This window comes from Delftia sp. WSY_7 (genome assembly GCF_043104845.1).
In the GTDB taxonomy this organism is placed as follows: Bacteria; Pseudomonadota; Gammaproteobacteria; order Burkholderiales; family Burkholderiaceae_C; genus Comamonas; species Comamonas tsuruhatensis.
This window is the reverse complement of the sequence record NZ_JBICLB010000055.1, coordinates 310470-332049: the sequence shown is the minus strand read 5'-3', so window position 1 is coordinate 332049 and position 21580 is coordinate 310470. Positions and strand designations below refer to the sequence as shown.

At 67.8% G+C, this 21580-nt stretch carries 19 protein-coding genes and 1 pseudogene; 8 read left to right on the top strand and 12 right to left on the bottom strand.

Annotation, left to right across the window (positions count from 1 at the left end):
- Window positions 1-22: 22 nt before the first annotated feature.
- Entirely contained in the window at window positions 23-961 is a 939-nt protein-coding gene (locus tag ACF8ME_RS28270; protein ID WP_154834948.1) for a LysR substrate-binding domain-containing protein, read from the bottom strand.
- Between the two features lie 137 nt (window positions 962-1098).
- Between ACF8ME_RS28270 and ACF8ME_RS28265 the strand changes: the two genes are divergently transcribed.
- Genes ACF8ME_RS28265 through hpaI form a run of 4 tightly spaced genes read left to right on the top strand, consistent with a single transcriptional unit; the run spans window position 1099 to window position 6028 of the window.
- Window positions 1099-2094, top strand: a complete 996-nt coding sequence (locus ACF8ME_RS28265; RefSeq protein ID WP_016453812.1) for a tripartite tricarboxylate transporter substrate binding protein — start codon at window positions 1099-1101, stop codon at window positions 2092-2094.
- Between the two features lie 33 nt (window positions 2095-2127).
- The gene (locus tag ACF8ME_RS28260; protein WP_392419218.1) at window positions 2128-3657 is read left to right on the top strand and encodes a UxaA family hydrolase; all 1530 of its coding nucleotides are present in this window, start codon (window positions 2128-2130) and stop codon (window positions 3655-3657) included.
- A gap of 34 nt (window positions 3658-3691) precedes the next feature.
- Entirely contained in the window at window positions 3692-5191 is a 1500-nt protein-coding gene (locus tag ACF8ME_RS28255) for an NAD-dependent succinate-semialdehyde dehydrogenase (RefSeq protein WP_392419217.1), read from the top strand.
- Between the two features lie 30 nt (window positions 5192-5221).
- Window positions 5222-6028, top strand: coding sequence for a 4-hydroxy-2-oxoheptanedioate aldolase (hpaI, locus tag ACF8ME_RS28250; RefSeq protein ID WP_392419216.1), 807 nt, complete (start codon window positions 5222-5224; stop codon window positions 6026-6028).
- A 1-nt stretch (window position 6029) separates the two neighbouring features.
- Here hpaI and ACF8ME_RS28245 read toward each other — a convergent pair whose 3' ends face one another.
- From ACF8ME_RS28245 to ACF8ME_RS28215, 7 genes and pseudogenes are all read right to left on the bottom strand, one after another.
- Complete coding sequence (locus ACF8ME_RS28245; RefSeq protein WP_392419215.1) at window positions 6030-6362, bottom strand: DUF3325 family protein; 333 nt, start codon at window positions 6360-6362, stop codon at window positions 6030-6032.
- Window positions 6359-8011, bottom strand: a complete 1653-nt coding sequence (locus ACF8ME_RS28240) for a PepSY-associated TM helix domain-containing protein (RefSeq protein ID WP_392419214.1) — start codon at window positions 8009-8011, stop codon at window positions 6359-6361. Before ACF8ME_RS28240 ends, ACF8ME_RS28245 begins: the two co-directional genes overlap by 4 nt.
- Window positions 8008-8334 carry a DUF3649 domain-containing protein gene (locus tag ACF8ME_RS28235; RefSeq protein ID WP_016449744.1) on the bottom strand — a complete coding sequence of 109 codons (327 nt, stop codon included), beginning with the start codon at window positions 8332-8334 and terminating at the stop codon, window positions 8008-8010. Before ACF8ME_RS28235 ends, ACF8ME_RS28240 begins: the two co-directional genes overlap by 4 nt.
- A 244-nt stretch (window positions 8335-8578) precedes the next feature.
- Window positions 8579-9490: an O-acetylserine/cysteine exporter gene (locus tag ACF8ME_RS28230; protein WP_013803501.1), complete on the bottom strand. Its 912-nt coding sequence runs from the start codon at window positions 9488-9490 to the stop codon at window positions 8579-8581.
- Between the two features lie 183 nt (window positions 9491-9673).
- Window positions 9674-10102, bottom strand: coding sequence for a DUF1641 domain-containing protein (locus ACF8ME_RS28225; protein ID WP_043822901.1), 429 nt, complete (start codon window positions 10100-10102; stop codon window positions 9674-9676).
- A 51-nt stretch (window positions 10103-10153) separates the two neighbouring features.
- A pseudogene (locus ACF8ME_RS28220) lies at window positions 10154-11344 on the bottom strand (FAD/NAD(P)-binding oxidoreductase).
- 78 nt (window positions 11345-11422) lie between these two features.
- Window positions 11423-12022 (bottom strand): TetR/AcrR family transcriptional regulator, encoded by a 600-nt coding sequence (locus tag ACF8ME_RS28215; RefSeq protein ID WP_012204257.1) that lies wholly within the window; start codon window positions 12020-12022, stop codon window positions 11423-11425.
- 217 nt (window positions 12023-12239) lie between these two features.
- Between ACF8ME_RS28215 and ACF8ME_RS28210 the strand changes: the two genes are divergently transcribed.
- The gene (locus tag ACF8ME_RS28210) at window positions 12240-13043 is read left to right on the top strand and encodes a PhzF family phenazine biosynthesis protein (protein WP_392419213.1); all 804 of its coding nucleotides are present in this window, start codon (window positions 12240-12242) and stop codon (window positions 13041-13043) included.
- Between the two features lie 38 nt (window positions 13044-13081).
- On the top strand, window positions 13082-13822 hold the full coding sequence (locus tag ACF8ME_RS28205) for an SOS response-associated peptidase (protein WP_017406928.1): 741 nt from the start codon (window positions 13082-13084) through the stop codon (window positions 13820-13822).
- Between the two features lie 18 nt (window positions 13823-13840).
- Here the strand turns inward: ACF8ME_RS28205 and blaOXA are convergent, their stop codons facing one another.
- A complete protein-coding gene (gene blaOXA / locus ACF8ME_RS28200) occupies window positions 13841-14641 on the bottom strand; it encodes a class D beta-lactamase (RefSeq protein WP_392419212.1) in 801 nt (266 codons plus the stop codon).
- A gap of 229 nt (window positions 14642-14870) precedes the next feature.
- On the opposite strand from blaOXA, the gene ACF8ME_RS28195 reads away from it, so the two are divergent.
- Window positions 14871-16211 carry an ammonium transporter gene (locus ACF8ME_RS28195; RefSeq protein WP_392419211.1) on the top strand — a complete coding sequence of 447 codons (1341 nt, stop codon included), beginning with the start codon at window positions 14871-14873 and terminating at the stop codon, window positions 16209-16211.
- Between the two features lie 69 nt (window positions 16212-16280).
- Window positions 16281-16589 carry a hypothetical protein gene (locus ACF8ME_RS28190; RefSeq protein ID WP_016449753.1) on the top strand — a complete coding sequence of 103 codons (309 nt, stop codon included), beginning with the start codon at window positions 16281-16283 and terminating at the stop codon, window positions 16587-16589.
- A 25-nt stretch (window positions 16590-16614) separates the two neighbouring features.
- Here the strand turns inward: ACF8ME_RS28190 and ACF8ME_RS28185 are convergent, their stop codons facing one another.
- Genes ACF8ME_RS28185 through ACF8ME_RS28175 form a run of 3 tightly spaced genes read right to left on the bottom strand, consistent with a single transcriptional unit; the run spans window position 16615 to window position 21477 of the window.
- Entirely contained in the window at window positions 16615-18243 is a 1629-nt protein-coding gene (locus ACF8ME_RS28185; protein WP_047469867.1) for a SpoVR family protein, read from the bottom strand.
- Window positions 18240-19508, bottom strand: coding sequence for a YeaH/YhbH family protein (locus ACF8ME_RS28180; protein ID WP_016449755.1), 1269 nt, complete (start codon window positions 19506-19508; stop codon window positions 18240-18242). Before ACF8ME_RS28180 ends, ACF8ME_RS28185 begins: the two co-directional genes overlap by 4 nt.
- Window positions 19509-19554: 46 nt before the next feature.
- Window positions 19555-21477 (bottom strand): PrkA family serine protein kinase, encoded by a 1923-nt coding sequence (locus ACF8ME_RS28175; protein ID WP_016449756.1) that lies wholly within the window; start codon window positions 21475-21477, stop codon window positions 19555-19557.
- Between the last annotated feature and the right edge of the window lie 103 nt (window positions 21478-21580).

Below are 21580 nucleotides of genomic sequence, written 5' to 3'. Positions count from 1 at the left end.
AGCCGCAGCCGCAGCCGCAGGATCAGCGCGTTGCCAGGCTGCGCCCCACCGCCCGCAAACACTCCACCAGCAACCGCGTCGTCGCCGTCATCGGCTGGCCGCGCAGGGTGATCAGGCCCACGGGGGGCAGGTCGATGGGCACGGGCAGGTCCAGCACGGCGACCAGCCCCTGCTGCGCGAAATGCCCGGCCACGCCGCGCGCCATGAAGGCCACGGCGCCGCGCTGGTGCAGGAAGCTGATCTGCGACAGGAATGAGGCGGACTCGACCAGATCGGCCGGCGGATGCAGGCCGTGGGCGAAGAACTGCTGCTCCAGCTTCACGCGCAGCGATGCCCAGGGCGGGGGCATGACGCAGGGCATGTCGGCCAGCGCCTGCCAGCTCGCAGGCTGCGCCAGCAACGCATGGCCGGGGCGCACGACGGCGACCATGGGCTCGTCGTACAGGGCTTCGGTCTCCAGGTCGGGCGAGGCATAGCCGGGTTCGAGCCGGCCCACGAACAGGTCCAGCTCGCCCATGCGCAGCTTGGGCAGCAGCCGCGTGAGATCGCCCTCCTCGACCAGCACCGTGGTCTGGGCCGATCGCGCCTTCAACTGCTCGACGGCCCGGGCCAGCAGCACGGGCGTGGCCACGACCATGGCGCCCACGCTGGTGCGCCCGCGTGTGCCGCTGGCCTCGGCCGCCATTTCATCGCGCGTGCGTTCGAAGCCCGCCAGCACCGAGCGCGCAAAGCGCACCATGCTGACCCCGGCCGCCGTGGGCTCGGTGCCGCGCGTGGAGCGCTCGAACAGCGTCATGTCCAGCATGCGCTCTATCTCGGCCAGGGTCTTGGAGACGGCGGGCTGGGTCACGGCCAGGAACTCGGCGGCGCGGCCCAGGTGGCGGAACTGGTCCAGCGCCACCAGCAGCTGCAGATGGCGCAGCTTGAGGTTGGAGCGCAGCACGCGGTCTATCTTGCTCATGGGGTCTTCATAGCTTTGAGGTTATGAAGCCAGTCTATCTTTTCATTGGATTGTCATGATCAGGCACTGAACAATCGCGCCAGTCAGCCCAAGGCCCGGATCACAGGGCTGCAAAAAGCCAATACAGGAGACAAGCGATGAACACCCCACGCACACGCCATGCAAGCCGGCGCGAATTCGTGCTCGCCACCCTCGGCGCCAGCGCACTGGCAGCCACCGGACCTCTTTTCGCCCAGAACTGGCCCGAACGCCCCATCACCTTCATCTGCCCCTGGCCTGCGGGCGGCACGGCCGACCAGTCCATGCGCGCGCTGTGCACCGTGGCCGGCAAGCTGCTGGGCCAGCCGATCGCGGTGGAGAACCGCGCGGGCGCCTCGGGAATGATCGGCGCCAAGGCGCTGGCCTCGGCCAGGGCGGACGGCTACACCATCGGCCAGATTCCCATCTCGGTCACGCGCTTTTCGCAACTGGGCAGCCTGCAGGCCGATCCGCGCAAGGACTACACCTACATCGCGCGCACCTCGGGCCAGACCTTCGGCATTGCCGTGCCCGCCCATTCGCCGTTCAAGACGCTCAAGGACTTCGTGGCCGCCGCCAAGGCGAGGCCCGGCCAGGTGACCTATGCCCATGCAGGCGTGGGCGGTGCCACGCATGTGGGCATGGAGGAGTTTGCGGGCGTGGCCGGCATACAGCTCAACCATGTGCCCTACAAGGGCGGCGCCGAGGCACTGCAGGGTGTGCTGGGCGGCCATGTGGATGCGCTGGCCGACTCCAGCTCCTGGGCCCCCCATGTGGAGGCCGGCAAGCTGCGCCTGCTGGCCACCTGGGGCGAGCAGCGCACGGCGCGCTTCAAGGACGTGCCCACGCTGCGCGAATGCGGCTACGACGTGGTGGTCGATGCGCCCAACGGCATCGGCGCGCCGCGTGGCCTGGACCCGGCCGTGGCGGCCAGGCTGCGCGAGGCCTTCCGCGCCGCCGTGGCCAGCCCCGAGTTCAAGTCCGTGGCCGAGAAGCTGGACGCGCCGCTGCTGTACCTGGATGGCCCGGACTACGAGAAATACGTGAACACGGTCTACCAGAAGGAGACCGTGCTCATCGACAAGCTCAAGCTGCGCGAATTGATGAAGGGCTGACAGCCCGCGAACCCACACCGATGAAAGCCCCGCATGTCCCGCACCGATAGCCCCCTGCTGCACCTGCATCCCAACGACAACGTGCTGGTCGCCAGGACCGCTCTGTCGCTGGGCCAGGAGATTCCCGAACTGGGCGTGCGCGCCCGCGCCCAGGTGCCTGCGGGCCACAAGATCGCCGCGCGCCGCATCGCAGAGGGCGAGCAGGTGAAGAAGTACGACACCGTGATCGGCGTGGCCATGCGCGAGCTGGAGGCCGGCGACTATGTGCACAGCCACAACCTGCGCATCGTGGACTACTACCGCGACCCGGCCTTCGGCGCCGATGTGCGGCCCGTGGACTATGTGCCCGAGGCGCAGCGCGCCAGCTTCCAGGGCTTTGTGCGCGCTGGCGGCGGCGTGGGCACGCGCAATTTCATCGGCATCCTGTCGTCGGTGAACTGCTCGGCCACGGTGATCAAGCGCATTGCCGCGCATTTCACGGCCGAGCGCATGGCGGCATTCCCCAACGTGGACGGCGTGGTGGCCTTCGCCCAGACCAGCGGCTGCGGCATGTCCTCGCCCAGCGAGCATTTCGATGTGCTGCGCCGCACGCTGGCCGGCTATGCGCGCCACCCGAACCTGGCCGGCGTGCTCATCGTGGGCCTGGGCTGCGAGCGCAACCAGGTCGATGCCCTGGTGCAGTCGCAGGGCCTGAGCGAAGGCCGGCTCATGCGCACCCTGGTGATGCAGGAAGTGGGCGGCACGCGCGTGACCATCGAGGCGGGCATCCGCGCCATCGAAGAGATGCTGCCCGAGGCCGACGCCGCGCGGCGCAGCGCGGTCAGTGCCAGCCACCTGAAGATCGGGCTGGAGTGCGGCGGCTCGGACGGGTTTTCGGGCATCACGGCCAACCCGGCCCTGGGCGCGGCCATGGACATCCTGGTGCGCCACGGCGGCACGGCCATCCTGTCGGAAACGCCCGAGATCCATGGCGTGGAATTCATGCTCACGCGCCGCGCCATCACACCTGCCGTGGGCCAGAAGCTGCTGGACCGCCTGGCATGGTGGGAGCGCTACGCGGCCGGCCAGAACGCGCAGTTCAACGGCGTGGTCGGCCACGGCAACCAGGCCGGCGGCCTGGCCAACATCTTCGAGAAATCGCTGGGCTCGGCCATGAAGGGCGGCACCACGCCGCTGCGCGCCGTCTACGAATATGCCGAGCCCATCACCGAGCCGGGCTTTGTGTTCATGGACTCGCCGGGCTACGACCCCGTGGCCTCCACGGGCCAGATTGCCAGCGGCGCGCACCTGATCTGCTTCACCACGGGGCGCGGCTCCATGTTCGGCAGCAAGCCCGCGCCCACCATCAAGCTGGCCAGCAACACGCCCATGTACCGGCGCCTGGAGGAAGACATGGACATCAACTGCGGCCTGATCGTGGACGGCGAATGCGGCGTGCCCGAGATGGGGCAGCGCATCTTCGCGCAGATCCTGCGCCACGCCAGCGGCGAGCCCACCAAGAGCGAGGCCCTGGGCCTGGGCGACCATGAGTTCGTGCCCTGGCACCTGGGCATCGTGAGCTGAGCCGCCCCTTACAACACCTGCATCCACCGATTCCATGCCACTGACCCTGACCCGCCCCGAGCTGCTGCGCAGCGCCAACTTCATCGCCGGCCAATGGACGACCGCGACTACCACTGCGACTGCCACGCCCGCCGCTCCCGCCCCGCGCCTGGCCGTGACCGACCCCGCCACGGGCGCACCGATCACCGAGGTGCCCGACTCCGGCGCCGCCGAGGCCCGCGCCGCGCTGGACGCCGCGCATGCCGCCTTCCCCGCCTGGCGCAAGACGCCCGCCAAACAGCGCGCCGCCATCATCAAGCGCTGGAACGACCTGGTGCTGGCCCACCAGGACGACCTGGGCCGCCTCATCAGCCGCGAGCAGGGCAAGCCCCTGGCCGAGGGCAAGGGCGAGGTCGCCTACGCGGCCAGCTACATCGAATGGTTTGCCGAAGAGGCCACGCGCATGAACGGCGAGATCATTCCCGCGCCCGTGCCGGGCCGGCGCATGTTTGCGCTGCGCGAGCCCGTGGGCGTGGTGGCCGCCATCACGCCCTGGAACTTTCCGGCCGCCATGATCGCCCGCAAGATCGCGCCCGCGCTGGCCGCCGGCTGCACCGTGGTCTGCAAGCCCGCGGAAGACACGCCGCTGACCTCACTGGCCCTGGTGCTGCTGGCCCAGGAGGCGGGCGTGCCGGCCGGTGTGCTCAACATCGTCACGGCCTCGCGCGAGAAGACGCCCGAGGTGGTGGATGTCTGGCTGGACGACGCGCGCGTGCGCAAGATCACCTTCACGGGCTCCACGCCCGTGGGCAAGCACCTGGCGCGGCGCAGCGCCGACACGCTCAAGAAGCTCTCGCTGGAGCTGGGCGGCAATGCGCCCTTCATCGTCTTCGAGGACGCCGACATCGATGCCGCCGTCGACGGCTTCATGGCCGCCAAGTTCCGCAATGGCGGCCAGACCTGCGTGTGCCCCAACCGCGTCTTCGTGCACCGCAGCGTGCACGACGCGTTTGCACAGAAGCTGGCCGCGCGCGTGGCCGCGCTGCACGTGGGCCCGGCCAGCGACCCGGCCTCGCAGATCGGCCCCATGATCAATGCGCGCGCCGTGGAAAAGATCGAGCGCCATGTGCAGGACGCCGTGGCGCGCGGCGCCAGTGTGCTCACGGGTGGCAGGCGCCTGGACGCCCTGGGCGCCAACTACTACGCGCCCACCGTGCTCACGGGCGCCGATGCCTCCATGGCCTGCGCCTGCGAGGAAACCTTCGGCCCCGTGGCGCCGCTCACCGTCTTCGACAGCGAGGACGAGGTCATCGCTGCCGCCAACGACACACCCTTCGGCCTGGCCGCCTACTTCTACAGCAACGACGCACGCCGCATCTGGCGCATGGCCGATGCGTTGGAGACCGGCATCGTCGGCATCAACGAAGGCGCGCTGGCCGCCGAGGCAGCGCCCTTCGGCGGCGTCAAGGAATCGGGCTACGGCCGCGAGGGCTCCACCCACGGCCTGGACGACTACCTGCACACCAAGTACGTCTGCCAGGGCCTGCTGGACTGAATCTTTCCCTCAACGAAATCACCGGACACCATGCCAGCCCATAACCCCTTCAAGACCGCCCTGGCCGCAGGCCAGCCCCGCATCGGCCTGTGGCTGTCCATGGCCGACCCCTACCTGGCCGAGGCGGCCGCCACCTGCGGCTATGACTGGCTGCTGATCGACGGCGAGCACGCGCCCAACGACGTGCGCAGCACCCTGGCCGCGCTGCAGGCCGTGGCCCCGCACCCGGCCCAGGCCGTGGTGCGCGTGGTCGAAGGCAGCACGGCCCTGATCAAGCAAATGCTGGACATAGGCGCCACCACCTTGCTCGTGCCCATGGTGGACACGGCCGAACAGGCGCGCGCCGTGGTGGCCGCCACGCGCTACCCGCCGCTGGGCGTGCGCGGCGTGGGCAGCGCCGTGGGCCGCGCATCGCAGTGGAGCGCACGCGCCGACTACCTGCAGGTGGCCGACGACGAGGTATGCCTGCTGGTGCAGGCCGAGACCGTGGCCGCGCTGCACAACCTTGAAGCCATCTGCGCGGTGGACGGCGTGCACGGCGTCTTCATCGGCCCCGCCGACCTGGCCGCCTCCATGGGCCACCGCGGCAACCCCGGCCACCCCGAGGTGCAGGCCGCCATCGAAGCCGCCATGAAGACCATCATCGCCAGCGGCAAGGCGGCCGGCACCCTGACCTCGGACCCCGCCCTGGCCCGCCGCTACCTGGACCTGGGCTGCAGCTTCGTGGCCGTGGGCGTGGATGTGCTGCTGTTTGCGAATGCGGCGCGCAGGCTGCGGGGGCAGTTCGATGATTCGCCGGCGGCCGCGCCTGCACAGCAGGCAGCTGCCGCCTATTGAATCAGCCAGCCACCAGCCAGGCCAGCAGCCCCGCCGCCGCTGCAGCGGCCGCCACACGCCGCGCGAACTGCGGCGCATAGGTCAGCAGCAGGCCCAGGGCCAGCGCGGCAAAGGTCAGCAGGCCCAGCCAGGCGGCCACGGCCACCGAGGCATTCCAGCGCAGCAGGCAGGGCGCCAGCGATAGGGCCAACAGCGCGTAGCCGGCCAGCCGCCAGGCGTTCAGGCGCGCGGGCGCCAGGCCTTCGGTGCCCAGTTGGTCCTGGTGCCGGTCCATGGAAGCGGCGACGACGGCAAAGCCTGCAAAGGCCAGAAAAAAGGCGGCAAGAATCATCATGACGCGCGCTCCAACGTTGGGGCATGGCTGGCGGCACGGGCTTGCGTGCGGGCGGCTGCAGGCAATGCAGCCGCTGCCGGCTTGCCGCGCAGCAGCCACCAGGCCACCACGCCGTGGATGGCGGCCAGGCCCAGCATCAGCAGATCGAAGCTGGCGATGCTCCACTGCCCGTTGGCCAGGGTCTGCACCAGCGATGCGCCGCCCGTCAGCAGGTTGAGCAGGGGCAGCAGCGCATACAGCACGGCGGCCAGCGCCATCTGCTGCAGCCAGGCATTGCGGTGCGAGACCAGCAGCGGATGCAGCAGGCACAGCAGCCAGATGATGAAGAAGCCGTTGATTTCCCAGTCGGCGCGCCCCTGCATGGGCACGGGCAGCAGGCGGTTGAGCCAGAAGAAGCCGGCCACGGCCACCGACAGGCCCGCGATGGAGCCCACGTTGAGCACCTCCACCAGACGGTGGCCGAAGGGCGTGCGGCCCAACTTGCGGCGCTCGGGCATGCGCTTGACCACCCACAGCACCATGCCCGACGCGGCCATGAAGGTGCCGACCACGCCGCTGAGCAGCAGCAGCCAGCGCGTGGCGGGCTCTGCAAAGCGGCCCAGGTGCACGCCGGTGATCACGTTGCTGGTGGCGCGCACCCAGGAGATGGCGGGCGCCTCGGGGCTGGCCTGCAACTGGCCGGTCAAGCCGTCGAAGCGCAGGGTCTCGGACTGGCCCCGGTTGATGAGGCTCATGCCGCCGCCTTCGCGCAGCTCGACCACCGCGCGCGAGGTGCCGGGCGCGTTGACGGTAATGCTGCCCACGCCGTGCTCGGGCCAGCGGCGTGCGCCCTCGGCCATCATGGGCGCGATATCGGCCAGCGCGGCGGCCTGGCGCTCCTGTTTGCCACCGCGCGCGCCCGGGCCCTGGTTGGCCGCCTGACCGCGCGCACCCCGCACATCGGCGAAGTAGGCATTGGTGTCGCCGTTGTAGGCCGCCTGTATGCCCCAGGGCATGAGCATGAACATCAGCAGCACCAGGCCGCTGAAGGTGATGACGATGTGAAACGGCAATGCCAGCACGGCCGTGGCGTTGTGCGCATCCAGCCAGGAGCGCTGGCCCTTGCGCGGGCGGAAGGTGAAGAAGTCCGTGAAGATCTTCTTGTGCGTGATCACGCCCGTGATGATGGCCACGAACATCAGCATGGTGGCGAAGCCCACGATCCATCGGCCCCAGATGCGCGGCATGGCGTGCAGTTCGAAGTGGAAGCGGTAGAAGAAATTGCCAGCGCGTGTCTCGCGCGGCTCCAGCTTCTCGCCCGTGGCGGCGTCGATCTCGGCGCGTTTGGTGCCTGCGCGGCCCGTGGCGGCGCCGGGCTCGCGCCAGGATGCGGCCACCGCCACCTGGCGCGGGCCGGGCAGGCCCAGCGTCCAGGTCGTGGCCTCCGGCGCGATGCGCTGCATGGCCTCCAGTGCGCGCTGCGCGGTATCGGCATCCTGCACCGAGCCGTGCAGCTCGGGCCGCATCCAGTCGTTGATCTCGTCGCGGAAATAGCTCAGGGTGCCCGTGAAGAACACCGCGTAGAGCAGCCAGCCCAGCAGCAGGCCGCTCCAGGTGTGCAGCCAGGACATGGACTGGCGCAGTCCCTCGGGTTTGCCGTCTGCCCTCATGCGGCGGCTCCGTTCGACAGCACCCAGGCCAGCAGTCCCAGGCCCGCGCCCGGCAGGCCGATCACGGCCCAGGCGCGCCAGGCGCTGGCGCAGCCAAAGGCCCACATGGCCGCCACGGCGTAGATGATGAAGGCCAGCAGGGTCGAGCCCAGCGCCGCATCGGCCCGTTCCACGCCCAGCCAGACCATGGCGCGCGCGCCCGTGGCGGCGCAGGCGGCCGACAGCAGATAGCCGCCGCCGATCGCCGCCAAGGCGCGCGAGGCCACGGCCACGCGGTAGCGCAGCAGGGATGGAGAGGACCCTCCCGGGGTCGAGGCTTGCATGGGGATGACCTTTCTTGCGGATCGTTGCCCGTCATGGACGCCGTGGCCGCAGCGCAGGCCCGGACGGACAAAGGCGCCACAACAGTTCAAGGTCTGTGCGGCGCCGGGCATTGGCCGCGCGCCTGAAGCACGCCGCCTTTCAAAGAGCGGTAATGATAATGATTTTTATTACCCGAGTCATTTAAAGAAATGCAAAGCCGGCCTCCTGCCACCGGCCCCGGCCATCCCCCTGGCGCCTGTTCCCCTATCGCGCCCGCCCCGCCAGCCAGCGCCCGCCGAACTGGTTGATCACCATGCCCGCCAGCACGGCCAGCGTGCCCATCCACTGCATGAAGGTGGGCCGCTCGCCCAGCAGCAGCATGGCCGAGACCAGGCCTACCACGGGCACCATCAGAGACAGCGGCGCCACCGTGCCGGCCGCATAGCGCTGCAGCAGGCGCGTCCACAGGCCGTAGCCCAGCAGCGTGGCCAGCAGCGCCAGGTACAGGATGGAGGCCACGGCGGTCAGGTCGATCCCCGCCAGTTGCTGCACGACCGTATCCGCGCCATCGGTCCAGACAGCCAGGGCCATCAGCGGCGCAATGGGGAAGATGCTGCTCCAGACGATGAAGGGGAAAGGCTCGTAGGGGCCGCTGCGCGCCGCATAGCGCGTGATCATGTTGGACACGGCCCACATGCAGGCTGCGCCCACGGTCAGCAAAAAGCCGGCCAGCGTCATGGCGTTGTCGCCTTCGCCATGGGCGCTGCCAATGGCAACCAGCCCGCCCAGCGATACCACCAGGCCCAGCCAATGCCACAGGCGCGCGGGCTCGCCCAGCAGGAAGGCGGCCAGCAGCAGCGTGACGAAGGCCTGCGTCTGCAGCACCACCGAGGCCATGCCCGCCGGCATGCCCAGCTTCAGGCCCAGGAACAGCATGCCGAACTGGCCCACGCCCTGCACCAGCCCATAGGCGGCCAGATAGCGCCAGCCCACCGACTTGGGCGGGCGCACGAACAGCAAAAAGGGCAGCGACGCCACCACGAAGCGCAGCGCGCTCAGCAGCATGGGCGACAGCGTCAGCAGACCGAACTTCATGGCCACGAAGTTGGTGCCCCAGATCAGGATGACCAGCAGCGCACGCGCCCAGTCGCCACGGCTCAGGTGCTGTGCGGTCATGCCCTGCCCTCGGTGCGGCGGGGCCTGCAATGGTCAGGGACAGCGGCCGGCAGCACCGGCAAGGAACAGGAGGAAGGCATGGCGGGCAATGGGCAAAAAGAAAGGGGCGGATCACATCCGCCCCCGGCGTTTGTACCACCGCAGCCCGTGCGCTGCCGGGCGGCCGTGGCTCGGCCCTGCGTTTCAGTCCGCCGCGTAGTCGATGGGATCGTGGGCATGCTGGCGCCCCAGCGCGCCGGCCATGGCCAGCATGAAGGCCAGGCCGCGCCGCACATCGGGCTCGCGTGCCATGCGCATCAGGCCGATCAGGGTGGGCGTTTCCTCCATGGCGTGCACCTGGGCCGCCGCCATGCGCGCGGCATTGCCCGCGGCCCAGGCCCCGCCCACGCCATCCTCGAAGGCCTTGGCGACCTTCTCGACCATGTAGTCGTCTGCCATGTCCACCAGGTCCGCCGTGGCCGACAGCAGATCGACCACGCGGTTCAGGCGCCGGCCCGCCAGCAGCGGCTCCAGCTTGCCCATCAGTTCGGCCAGCCCCTGCAGCGCGGCGTCGTCCTGCAGCAGGCCGCCGGCGGCGGGCTGCGCCACGGGAATGTCGGAAGCGATGTTCATCTCGGTGCTCCTTGTCTTCGTGCTTGGAATGACAATGCAAAGGCCCTGGCCTCAGACCAGGGCGCGGGCCACGGCCCAGTACATGCCGCGGTTGAAGCCCTTGCGCATCATCGAGCCGACCTTGGTCGGCGGCGTAGGCTTGACGTCGACCTAGTAGTCGTACCAAAGCGGCATGCCGCCGTCCAGGCCCATCTGGGCGATGGCCACCACGCGCCCGTCGTAGGCATCGCTGGTGCGGCCGAAGCGGATCTGCGAGGCGATGTTGTTCACCACCACAGGCGACTGGTTGTGGCAGGCGCCGCCGGCCTTGCTCACCGGCAGGTCCACCGTATCGCCCAGCACATAGACATGGCTCTGGCCCAGCACCTGCATGGTCTCGTGGTCGGTGGGCAGCCAGCCTTCGCCATCCTGCGCCTGCGACAGGCCGCCGTCGCGCACGGCCTGCACGGCGCGTATCGGCGGCGTGGCCATGAGGATGTCGAAGTCCTCGGCCTGGCCCTCCTCCGAGTGGGCCACCTTGGCCTCGGGGTCCACGCGCGCCAGCGTGAAGCCGCGCTGGTGGCGAATGCCGCGCTGCTCGAACACCGTGGGCAGGATCTCGCAGGTGTCCTTCTGCAGGAACAGGCAGTTGCGCAGCAGCTGCGAGACCGTGGGATAGGTGTAGACGATCTCCACCTTGTCGCGCACGCCGCGCCGGCGCAGCAGGTCGTCCAGCATCAGCGTGGTCTCTATGGGCGCGATGCCGCACTGGTGCGGCACATTGGGCGTCTTGGGAAAGGTGACGGTGACGAAGATGCGGCCCTTTTCTATGCGCGCCAGCTTGTCGGCCAGCTGCCGCGCGGGCGCGTGCTGGTAGAAGTGGTCGCCGGCCTCGGCCAGGCCTTCGATGCGCTCGGGCGAGGGCACGCAGCCCGTGGAGATCCCCAGATGGTCGTAGCCGAAGCGCTTGCCGCTCCTGCAGTGCACGGCCTGCAGCGCAAAGTCGAAACGCTCCACTTCTTCCACCTGGAAGTCGATCTCGGGCCGCAGCAGGCCGCGCTGCCTGCGCCGCAACTCGTCGCGGAAGAAGGCATTGAAGGCCACGTACATGAAGGCAGGCTTGTAGTAGTGCCAGGGCGAATTCGACAGCATGGTGATGCGCACCTTGCCCGTGACCACCTCCGGATACAGCTTGCTGACCAGGTGGTTGGCGGTCATGGTGCCGCCAATGCCCCCTCCGATGATCAAGATGTGATGCGCCATCCCTGCGACTCCTTGTGCTTTCGCCTCAGTGGAACAACCGCTGGCGCCGCACGGCGCCCGCGCCGGAAAATGCGCCGCTCAGTCAGGCTTGAGCGATCGCCACACCCCGTCCCAGAGCGCGTCGAACAGGGGCTCTATGGGCGTGTCGATGATGCCGTCCAGCCGCAGGCAGATCATGCGGATCGCGCTGCCGTACATCAGGCTGGCCGCCACCATGGGCTCCATCTGGCGGATCTCGCCATCGGTCATGCCGGCGAACACAAAGCCGCGCATGCGCACGAAGGCTGAGGCCGAGCAGATGGCCTGCTCGTCGGGCAGAAACTCGCGGTGGCGCGCATTGACCACGAAGCCCATGGCCTCGGGCTCGGCCTCGGCCAGCCCGAACAGCATGCGCAGCACCTCGCGGCAGCGCTGGGCGCTGCCCGCGTGCCGCTCCTCGATATCGTCAAGCAGCACATTCATGCGCGCCAGCAAATGCCGGTACAGCTCGCGCGCAATGCCTTCCTTGTCGGCAAAGTGGTTGTAGAAGAAACCGATGGACACGCCGGCCTCGGCGCACAGGTCCTGTATCGAGGTATTGAAGAAGCCCCGCTCCACGAACAGCCTGAGCGCCACGCGCAGCGTCTGCACATGGCGCGAACCCGCATGCGGGAAGAAGGTCCAGGCCTCGTCTTGCATGGGAAATGATCGTAGAACGAATCTTCATTCTATTTTCACAAGCACTTGCAAACTACACAGGGTTTTCCAGAAATGACGGTACCCCAGTGCATCAGCCGCAATGCCTGGCCCATTCCCGGCCATTGCCCTGCCGGACCGTAGAATCCGCGCGCAGCCATTGGAGACAGAGACAACAATGACGGGCTGCACACGAATCCGACCCAAAGGCCTTTTGCAAATGCAACTCCCCATCCACGTCATAGACGCATTCACATCGGAACGATTCAAGGGCAATCAGGCCGCCGTCATTCCCCTGGATGCATGGCTTGCCGATTCCACGCTGCAGGCCATTGCCGCCGAGAACAATCTTTCGGAGACCTCGTTCCTGGTCTGGAGTGCCGAGCGCGACGCCTTCGAGATCCGCTGGTTCTCCCCCCTGACCGAGATCGCGTTCTGCGGCCATGCCACGCTGGCAAGCGCCTTCGTGCTCTTCGAGGCCGACCCGGCGCTGCGCAGCATCACGTTCTGGGCCGCCGCCGTGGGCAAGGTCACGGCCGCGCAGGAGGATGGCGGACGCATCGTCATGACCTTCCCGCGCCGCGATGCCAAGCCGCTGGATGAGGTGCCCGCCGCACTGCGCGAAGGCCTGACGCCCGCACCCACGGCCTATCTCGTGAACCAGCAGGCCTACGTGGCCGTCTACGCAACCGAAGACCAGGTGCGAGCCGTCAAGCCGGACCTGGAGCGCCTCAAATCGCTGGGCCCGCTGGACGTGGTGGTGACGGCGCCTGCGGATGCGGGCGCCTCCCATGACTTCGTCAGCCGCTATTTCTGGCCCGCCAATGGCGGCGAGGAAGATCCCGTCACGGGCTCCATCCATGCGGCGCTTGCGCCCTACTGGGCGGGCAGGCTGGGCAAGAACCGTCTGATCGGCCACCAGGCCTCTCGCCGCACGGGCACGCTGTTTTGCGAGGTGACCGATGCCAGCGTCGAGGTGGCCGGCCATTGCGCGCGTTATCTGACCGGGACCATTACCGTCTGACGCCCGACTTTGCGCTGGCACGCAGGTACCATCCGCGCATGAGTACCCACTACGAATCACTGTCGCAAGCCGACGCCTACCGCGACGCCTTCGGCGTGGAGGCGCCTGCCGCCAGCGAGCGCAACATGACACCGCGCAAGTCCGGCTTTTTCATCCGCAGCGTCGCCGTGGCCGCGGATGCCGCCACCGGACAGCAAGAACCCTCCGCTTCCGACACACCGCCCGCGCCTGCGGCACCGCCCGCACGCGAGCTGGTTGCCGCCCAATGGGGCCTGGTGCCGCACTGGGTGAAGTCGGCCTCCGATGGACGGCTGCGCGCGCTCAAGCTGGTGAATGCGCGTTCGGAGACCGTCTCCACGGCACAGGCCTTCCGCGATGCCTGGCTCAATGGCCAGCGCTGCATCGTGCCCATGGCCGCCTTTTTCGAGGATGACTACCGCAACGGCAAGGCCCTGCCCACGCGCATCTCGCGCATCGACGGCAAGCCCATGGGCGTGGCCGGCGTGTGGGCGCAGTGGACGGGCCCGGATGGCGAGGTGCTGCTGAGCTACGCCCTGCTCACGGTCAACGCCAACAGCCATGCGCTGCTGCACCGCTACCAGCAGCCCGGCGCGGAAAAGCGCATGCCGGCGATTCTCAACGAAGGCGCCTACGACGCCTGGCTCAACGCGCGCGTGGAAAAGGCCCGCGAGTTCATGCGCCAGTACCCCTCCAACTGGCTCACCGCCAACCCCGTGGAGCGAAAGGCCGACAAGCGGCCTCCAGGGCTGATGGGCTGATGGGCCTTGTCCCCCGCGCTACGGCGCCTTGGGCAACGCGTTGATGGAGCGCAGGATGTCGCGCGTAATGCCCTGGCGCTTGGGCAGGTCGGCCAGCCGGTGGGGCGTGTCCATGTTCATGGCGAAGAACACGGGGCCGGCAGGCCATTCCACCCAGCCCACCCACCAGCCGATACGGCCCGTCCAGCCGGTTTTGGCGCGCAGTATCCAGTCGGCGCCGGCCTCGTTGACCATCACGTCCTTCACCAGCCGCTGGTGCTCCACCGGCAATGGCAGCCGATTGCGGTACAGCCGCTGCAGGAAGGCGACCTGCTCCAGCGCCGAGATGGCCAGGTCGCCCTCCACCCAGAAAGGCGCCTCGCCCGTGGCCAGCGCATTGCCGTAGTCGATCTTGCGCATGTAGGCAGCCTCGCGCGCGCTGCCCAGTTCCCCGGCAAAGCGTTCGTACACCCAGACGGTGGAGTTGCGCATGGCCGAGCGCAGGTCCTGATCGGCATTCCAGGCCGGCAACTGGCGCTTCACGCCATCCCAGGCAATGCGCTGGAATTCATCCCGCACCAGCCCGGCGTCCAGCGCGAACAGACTGTGCGGGATCTTGAAGGTGGAAGCGGGCGAGTAGCGCCTCACCGCGCGTTCACGGTTGTGGACGTAGACGGCTTCGGCCGGGCCTCTGGCATCGACCACGACGATGCTGCCATCGACCTTGGCATCGGCAAAAAAGCGGGCCCACTCGGGCCTGTCCTGCAGTTCGGCAGCCGCCAGCGCCGCCTGTGACAGACAGGCGAGCAGCGCGGCGCACATCAGATTTCTTCGATTCATGCCGGCAGTTTAAGAGCTGCACCACCGCACGCCGATGGTGCACCGCCCGCCCGGCTGCCCTGTTTTGACTCGCGGTTTTCCCGTTTTGGTGTTCCGGCTGCATCGCACGGCCCCCAAGGGCCCCGTCTGCGCTGGCACGACTTGTGCAAGGCCGCTGCAGGCCGGCCAATGCAGCCATGGCGGCAACGGCAGACGGCCCCATGACCACAACAAACAAGGGAGTCATTGCATGCACAGGTGCGCACGGGCATTGAGAACATTGGTGGCGGGAGGATGGGTCGCGGTCCTGGGTGCGGCGCAGACGGCGCAGGCGGCCGAGCAGGCGATCACGCGGCCGTCGCTGGTGGCGGTGGAATCCCTCAGCGCCGTGGACACGGTCTGGCTGATGACGGCCACGGTGCTGGTGCTGCTGATGACGCTGCCCGGCATTGCGCTGTTCTATGCGGGCATGGTGCGCCGCAAGAACGTGCTCAACACCATGGCCAGCGTGGTGGCGATTGCCTGCCTGGTGAGCATTCTGTGGTTCGCACTGGGCTATTCGCTGGCCTTCACGCCCGGCAATGCGTGGATAGGCGGTGATTCGCGCGCCTGGTTCGCGGGGCTGGATTTCAACGCCGCCAAGGGCCTGGTGGCCGTGAGCCACCTGGCGCCGCATGTGCCCGAAGCAGCCTATGCGATGTTCCAGCTGGCCTTTGCCGTGATCACCGCCGCCTTGCTGGTGGGCGCCTGGGTGGAGCGCATGCGCTTCGGTGCCATGCTGATCTTCGTGGGCTTGTGGAGCCTGCTGGTTTATGCCCCGGTGGCGCACTGGGTGTGGGAGCCGGGCGGCTGGCTGGCGCGCATGGGCGCGCTGGACTTTGCCGGGGGCACCGTGGTGCATGTGAACGCGGGCATGGCCGGGCTGGTCTGCGCCTGGTTCCTGCGGCCGCGCCGCGGCTACGGGCACGAGCCCTTCGAGCCCTACAACCTGGCCCTGACCATGATGGGCGCGGCCCTGCTGTGGATGGGCTGGTTCGGCTTCAACGCCGGCTCATCGCTGGCCGGGGACAGCCGGGCGGCGCTGGCGCTGGCCGTCACCCACATTGCCGCCAGCGCGGGCGCCCTGGCCTGGTCGCTGGCCGAGTATGTGGTGCGCGGCAAGGCCACGCTGCTGGGCCTGTGCTCGGGGCTGGTCGGCGGCCTGGTGGCGATCACGCCGGCAGCCGGTTTCGTGACGCCGCTGTCGGCGCTGTGTATCGGCCTGATCGCCGGTGTCGCCTGCTACTGGGGTGCCACGGGCCTCAAGCGGCTGCTGGGTGCGGACGATTCGCTGGATGTGTTTGGCGTGCATGGCGTGGGCGGCATCGTGGGATCGCTGCTGACCGGCGTGTTTGCCAGCCCGCAGATCGGCGGCGTGCAGGCCAGCGTGCTCACCCAGGCGGTGAGCGTGCTGGCCGTGGCCTTGTTCACGCTGGTGGCCACGGCGGCGCTGCTGTGGCTGCTGGACATGCTGATCGGCCTGCGCGTGGATGAGGAAAGCGAACTGCAGGGCCTGGACCTGGCGCTGCACCGCGAACGCCTGAGTGGATGAACGGCCGGGCCGCGAAGCGGCCCGGCACCCGATCGCCCGATGATCGTCAAACCGAAGGAGTGCCACTACATGCCCGAAAGCGAACTCCTGGCCATCGCCGCGCACCTGCATGTGCTGCTGCGCAGAAGCTGCGGCCGCGTGACCGATACCGAATGGCTGGCGGCCAATGCCGAGTACGCCGCCGAAATCATCCGCTTCGCACGGGAGCAGGAAGGGGCGCGCAGCACGCCCGAACTGGTGGAATGGACCCATCGCTTCGAAGCGGCCTGGAATGCCGCTCTGGCCGGGCCCGCCGAGCGCTCGCCGCTCATGCAGCGCGCCGGCGAGCTGATGCGCCAACGCGCGGAAAACCGCAAGTACGTGGGCACGCTGCGCTAGGGGCTGGCTGGCTCAGGCAGGAGGATCAGGCCGGTGGAGCGGGCACCGAGTGCAGCAGCACGGGCGCGTCGCCATCGCCGTTGACGCTTTCCAGCTGCACGCCAAAGCCCCACAGGCGCGCTGCGTGCTTGAGCACTTCCAGCGCATCGTCGGACAGCGGCCGGCCCTGGTAGCGGGTGTGGCGCAGGGTGAGGCAGCGGTCGCCGCGCAGATTGACGTTCCAGACCTGGATATTGGGCTCGCGCGCACCCAGGTCGTATTGCTGCGACAGCGTCTGGCGCAGGGTGCGGTAGCCGTCGTCGTCATGGATGGCGCTGACCAGCAGTTCGCGTTCGCTGGCGTCGTCATGGATGGCGAACAGCCGCATGTCGCGCATCAGCTGTGGGCTCAGGTACTGGCCGACAAAGCTCTCGTCCTTGAAGTTCTGCATGGCATGGTGCAGCGCCGGCAGCCAGGGCGTGCCGGCCAGGTCGGGGAACCAGCGGCGGTCTTCCTCGGTGGGGTCCTGGCAGATGCGGCGGATGTCGCGGTACATGGCAAAGCCCAGCGCATAGGGGTTGATGCCGCTGTAGGCGCGGTGTCCGGCGGGCGGCTGGTAGATGACGTTGGTGTGGGAGGACAGCCATTCGATCATCACGCCGTCGGTCAGCCAGCCTTCGTCGTACAGGGTGTTGAGCAGGGTGTAGTGCCAGAACGTGGCCCAGCCCTCGTTCATCACCTGGGTCTGGCGCTGCGGGTAGAAGTACTGGGCGATCTTGCGCACGATGCGCACGATCTCGCGCTGCCAGGGCTCCAGCAGCGGGGCGTTCTTCTCGATGAAGTACAGCAGGTTTTCCTCGGGCTCCTTGGGAAAGCGCTCGCTGTGCTGCGCCGCGCTGTCCTTGCCCGGGCGGGCCGGCAGGGTGCGCCACAGCTCGTTGACCTGCTGCTGGGCATAGGCCTCGCGCTGCTCGCGCTCGGCCCGCTCGCGCGCCAGGCTTTTCTTGGAGGGGCGGCGGTAGCGGTCCACGCCCAGATTGGACAGGGCATGGCAGGAGTCCAGCCATTGCTCCACCGTCGTCAGGCCGTGGCGCTCCTCGCACTGGGAGATGAAGTCGCGCGCATAGACCAGATAGTCGATGATGCTGCCCGCATCCGTCCACATGCCGAACAGGTAGTTGTTCTTGAAGAAGCTGTTGTGGCCGTACGCCGCATGGGCGATCACCAGGGCCTGCATGGCGGTGGTGTTCTCCTCCATCAGATAGCTGATGCAGGGATTGGAGTTGATGACGATCTCGTAGGCCAGGCCCATGTGGCCTCGCCGGTAGCGCCGCTCCGTCGCCATGTACTCCTTGCCATAGCTCCAGTGGCGGTAGCCCACGGGCATGCCCACGCTGGCGTAGGCGTCCATCATCTGCTCGGCCGAGATCACTTCCAGCTGGTTGGGATAGGTGTCCAGGCCGTAGCGTTCGGCGGCGGCCGCAATCGCCGCGTGATAGCGTTCGATGAGCTCGAAGGTCCAGTCGCTGGGATCGGGCAGAGGCTCGGCCGGCCGCTCCCCCGCCGGCAGCGGCGCGGAGGGCACGATGCGCTGGGCCCGTTCGCTGGCCAGATGGGATTTCCACTGCGGCGTGGCATGGCGGGGCGCCAGCACGGGATAGTGAGAGAGGTTCATACCGATACCCCCTCTTTCTTGAACAGGTCGCGGAACACGGGGTAGATCTCGCTGGCGTCCGACACCTTGCGCATGGCGAAGTGCGAGAACAGCGGCAGCACCTGGCTGTACTCCTGCCACAGGCTCTGCTCTTCCTGCACCACCTGCACATAGGCGAAGTAGCGCACCAGCGGCAGGATCTTGTCGACCAGCAGGTTGCGGCAGTTGGAGCCGTCGTCGCCGAAGTTGTCGCCATCGCTGGCCTGGGCCACGTAGATGTTCCAGTCCCCGGACGGGTAGCGCGCGCGGATGATCTGGTCCAGCAGCACCAGCGCACTGCTGACCACCGTGCCGCCGCTTTCCTGGGAGTGGAAGAACTCGTCCTCGCTGACCTCGGCCGCCTGCGTGTGGTGGCGGATGAAGACGATGTCGATCTTCTCGTAGTGCCGCGTCAGGAACAGGTACAGCAGGATGAAGAAGCGCTTGGCCAGGTCCTTGCGGTCCTGGTCCATGGAGCCGGACACATCCATCACGCAGAACATCACGGCCTGGCTGATGGGCGCAGGCACGCGCGTGCGGTTGCGAAACCGCAGGTCGATGGGGTCGAGAAAGGCCACCGTGCCCATGCGCAGCTTCAGCGCATCGATGCGCTGCTGCAGCTCGGCCGCCGCCTCGCTGGTGCCATCGTCCTGCGCCAGCAGCGCTTGCAGCTGCTCCTCCAGTGCCTTGAGTTCGCGGTGCGGCGCCTTGGTCAGCGCAATGCGCCGGCCCAGGGCGCCGCGCATGGTGCGCAGCAGCGCCAGGTTGTGCGGCGTGCCGTCGTGGCTGTAGCCGGCGCGGCGCGTCTTGTACTGCATGGTGTTGCCGATGTGGGTGCGCAGCAGGCGCGGCAGGGCCAGGTCTTCAAAGAACAGTTCCATGAACTCTTCCTTGGTCAGGGTGAAGGTGAAGTCGTCCTCGCCCTCGCCGCTGTCGCTGGCCTGGGAGCCGCCGCCGCCTGCGCCGCCCTGCGGCCGGGCAATGCGGTCGCCGCGCACATGCTCGGTGTTGCCCGGGTGCACCGTGTCATGGACGCCGCCCTGCCCATGGTGGAACACGGGCTCGCGGATGTCCTTGCGCGGGATGGAGACGCTCTCGGACTCCTCCATGTGGCGGATGCCGCGCTTGTCCACCGCGCGGCGCACCGCCTCGGCGATCTGCGCCTTGTAGCGGCGCACGAAGCGCTCGCGGTTGCCCACCGACTTGTTCTTGCCGGCCAGCCTGCGATCGATGATTTGCAATGCCATCTGTTCCCCCCAGCCCGGGCGCGCCGAAGGGCGGCGCACCCACCCGTCAGTTGCTCTTGCGAACGCGCAGATACCACTCGCACAGCAGGCGCACCTGCTTGGACGTATAGCCCTTGGCCTCCATGCGGGTGACAAAGTCCTCGTGCTTGCGGGCATCCTCGGCGCTGGCCTTGGCGTTGAAGCTGATCACGGGCAGCAGCTCCTCGGTATTGGAGAACATCTTCTTCTCGATCACCACGCGCAGCTTTTCGTAGCTGGTCCAGCTGGGGTTCTTGCCCTGGTTGTTGGCCCGCGCGCGCAGCACGAAGTTGACGATCTCGTTGCGGAAGTCCTTGGCATTGGCGATGCCCGCGGGCTTCTCGACCTTCTCCATCTCGGCGTTGAGCGCGTTGCGGTCGAAGGCCTCGCCGGTATCGTTGTCGCGGTACTCGCTGTCCTGTATCCAGTAGTCGGCGTAGGTGACGTAGCGGTCGAAGATGTTCTGGCCGTACTCGCTGTAGCTCTCCAGATAGGCGGTCTGGATTTCCTTGCCGATGAACTCGGCATAGTGCGGCGACAGGTATTCCTTGATGTAGCTGGTGTACTTGGTCTCCAGCTCGGCAGGGAACTGCTCGCGCTCGATCTGCTGCTCCAGCACATACATCAGGTGCACCGGGTTGGCCGCCACCTCGGTACTGTCGTAGTTGAAGACCTTGGACAGGATCTTGAACGCGAAGCGCGTGGAGATGCCCGACATGCCCTCGTCCACGCCCGCATAGTCGCGGTACTCCTGGAAGCTCTTGGCGCGCGGGTCCGTGTCCTTGAGGCTCTCGCCGTCATAGACCTGCATCTTGCTGAAGATGCTGGAGTTCTCGGGCTCCTTCAGCCGCGTGAGCACGGCGAACTGGGCCATCATCTTGAGTGTGCCGGGCGCGCACACGGCGCTGGCCAGGGACGACTCGCGGATCAGCTTCTCGTAGATGCGCACCTCCTCCGACACACGCAGGCAGTAAGGCACCTTGACGATGTAGACGCGGTCCAGGAAGGCCTCGTTGTTGCGGTTGTTGCGGAAGGCCTTCCACTCGCTCTCGTTGCTGTGGGCCAGCACCATGCCGTCGAAGGGAATGGCGCCAAAGCCTTCCGTGCCCTTGTAGTTGCTCTCCTGCGTGGCCGTCAGCAGCGGGTGCAGCACCTTGATGGGCGCCTTGAACATTTCCACGAACTCCAGCAGGCCCTGGTTGGCCAGGCACAGGCCGCCCGAGTAGCTGTAGGCATCGGTATCGTCCTGGGCAAAGTTCTCCAGCTTGCGGATGTCCACCTTGCCCACCAGGCTGGAGATGTCCTGGTTGTTCTCGTCGCCGGGCTCGGTCTTGGCAATGCCCACCTGCCTGGAGATGCTGGGATAGCGCTTGACCACGCGGAACTGGCGGATGTCGCCGCCCAACTCCTCCAGGCGCTTGACGGCCCAGGGCGACAGCACATGGTTGAGGCAGCGCCGGGGAATGCCGAACTGCTCCTCCAGCAGCGGCCCGTCCTCCACGGGGTCGAACAGGCCCAGCGGCGACTCGTTCACGGGCGAGCCCTTGAGCGCATAGAACGGCACCTTCTGCATCAGGTATTTGAGGCGCTCGGCGATGGAGCTCTTGCCACCGCCCACGGGGCCCAGCAGATAGAGGATCTGCTTGCGCTCTTCCAGGCCCTGGGCCGCATGGCGGAAGAAGCTCACCACCTGCTCGATGGAGTCTTCCATGCCGTAGAACTCGGCGAAGGCCGGATAGCGCCGGATGACCTTGTTGGCAAACAGCCGCGACAGGCGCGGATCATTGCGCGTGTCCACCATTTCGGGTTCGCCTATGGCCGCCAGCATGCGCTGGGCGGCGCCCTCGTAGGCCATGGGATCGCGCTGGCACAGGGCGAGAAATTCGTCCAGCGACATCTCTTCTTCGCGAAGGCGAACGTAACGTGCAGCCGAGTTGCTGATGACATCCATACGACCTCTCCCGGCGGCACCCGAGGGCGAACAGTGCCGCGAAGTTGCAAGGCATTCGCTACCGTGTGGAACTGTTGTAGCACCTTGCATCCGCTTTGAATAG

Excerpts from the sequence above, each read along its gene's own strand:
- ACF8ME_RS28270 (WP_154834948.1), bottom strand. The coding sequence starts at position 961 with ATGAGCAAGATAGACCGCGTGCTGCGCTCCAACCTCAAGCTGCGCCAT.
- ACF8ME_RS28265 (WP_016453812.1), top strand. The coding sequence starts at position 1,099 with ATGAACACCCCACGCACACGCCATGCAAGCCGGCGCGAATTCGTGCTC.
- ACF8ME_RS28260 (WP_392419218.1), top strand. The coding sequence starts at position 2,128 with ATGTCCCGCACCGATAGCCCCCTGCTGCACCTGCATCCCAACGACAAC.
- ACF8ME_RS28255 (WP_392419217.1), top strand. The coding sequence starts at position 3,692 with ATGCCACTGACCCTGACCCGCCCCGAGCTGCTGCGCAGCGCCAACTTC.
- hpaI (WP_392419216.1), top strand. The coding sequence starts at position 5,222 with ATGCCAGCCCATAACCCCTTCAAGACCGCCCTGGCCGCAGGCCAGCCC.
- ACF8ME_RS28245 (WP_392419215.1), bottom strand. The coding sequence starts at position 6,362 with ATGATGATTCTTGCCGCCTTTTTTCTGGCCTTTGCAGGCTTTGCCGTC.
- ACF8ME_RS28240 (WP_392419214.1), bottom strand. The coding sequence starts at position 8,011 with ATGAGGGCAGACGGCAAACCCGAGGGACTGCGCCAGTCCATGTCCTGG.
- ACF8ME_RS28235 (WP_016449744.1), bottom strand. The coding sequence starts at position 8,334 with ATGCAAGCCTCGACCCCGGGAGGGTCCTCTCCATCCCTGCTGCGCTAC.
- ACF8ME_RS28230 (WP_013803501.1), bottom strand. The coding sequence starts at position 9,490 with ATGACCGCACAGCACCTGAGCCGTGGCGACTGGGCGCGTGCGCTGCTG.
- ACF8ME_RS28225 (WP_043822901.1), bottom strand. The coding sequence starts at position 10,102 with ATGAACATCGCTTCCGACATTCCCGTGGCGCAGCCCGCCGCCGGCGGC.
- ACF8ME_RS28215 (WP_012204257.1), bottom strand. The coding sequence starts at position 12,022 with ATGCAAGACGAGGCCTGGACCTTCTTCCCGCATGCGGGTTCGCGCCAT.
- ACF8ME_RS28210 (WP_392419213.1), top strand. The coding sequence starts at position 12,240 with ATGCAACTCCCCATCCACGTCATAGACGCATTCACATCGGAACGATTC.
- ACF8ME_RS28205 (WP_017406928.1), top strand. The coding sequence starts at position 13,082 with ATGAGTACCCACTACGAATCACTGTCGCAAGCCGACGCCTACCGCGAC.
- blaOXA (WP_392419212.1), bottom strand. The coding sequence starts at position 14,641 with ATGAATCGAAGAAATCTGATGTGCGCCGCGCTGCTCGCCTGTCTGTCA.
- ACF8ME_RS28195 (WP_392419211.1), top strand. The coding sequence starts at position 14,871 with ATGCACAGGTGCGCACGGGCATTGAGAACATTGGTGGCGGGAGGATGG.
- ACF8ME_RS28190 (WP_016449753.1), top strand. The coding sequence starts at position 16,281 with ATGCCCGAAAGCGAACTCCTGGCCATCGCCGCGCACCTGCATGTGCTG.
- ACF8ME_RS28185 (WP_047469867.1), bottom strand. The coding sequence starts at position 18,243 with ATGAACCTCTCTCACTATCCCGTGCTGGCGCCCCGCCATGCCACGCCG.
- ACF8ME_RS28180 (WP_016449755.1), bottom strand. The coding sequence starts at position 19,508 with ATGGCATTGCAAATCATCGATCGCAGGCTGGCCGGCAAGAACAAGTCG.
- ACF8ME_RS28175 (WP_016449756.1), bottom strand. The coding sequence starts at position 21,477 with ATGGATGTCATCAGCAACTCGGCTGCACGTTACGTTCGCCTTCGCGAA.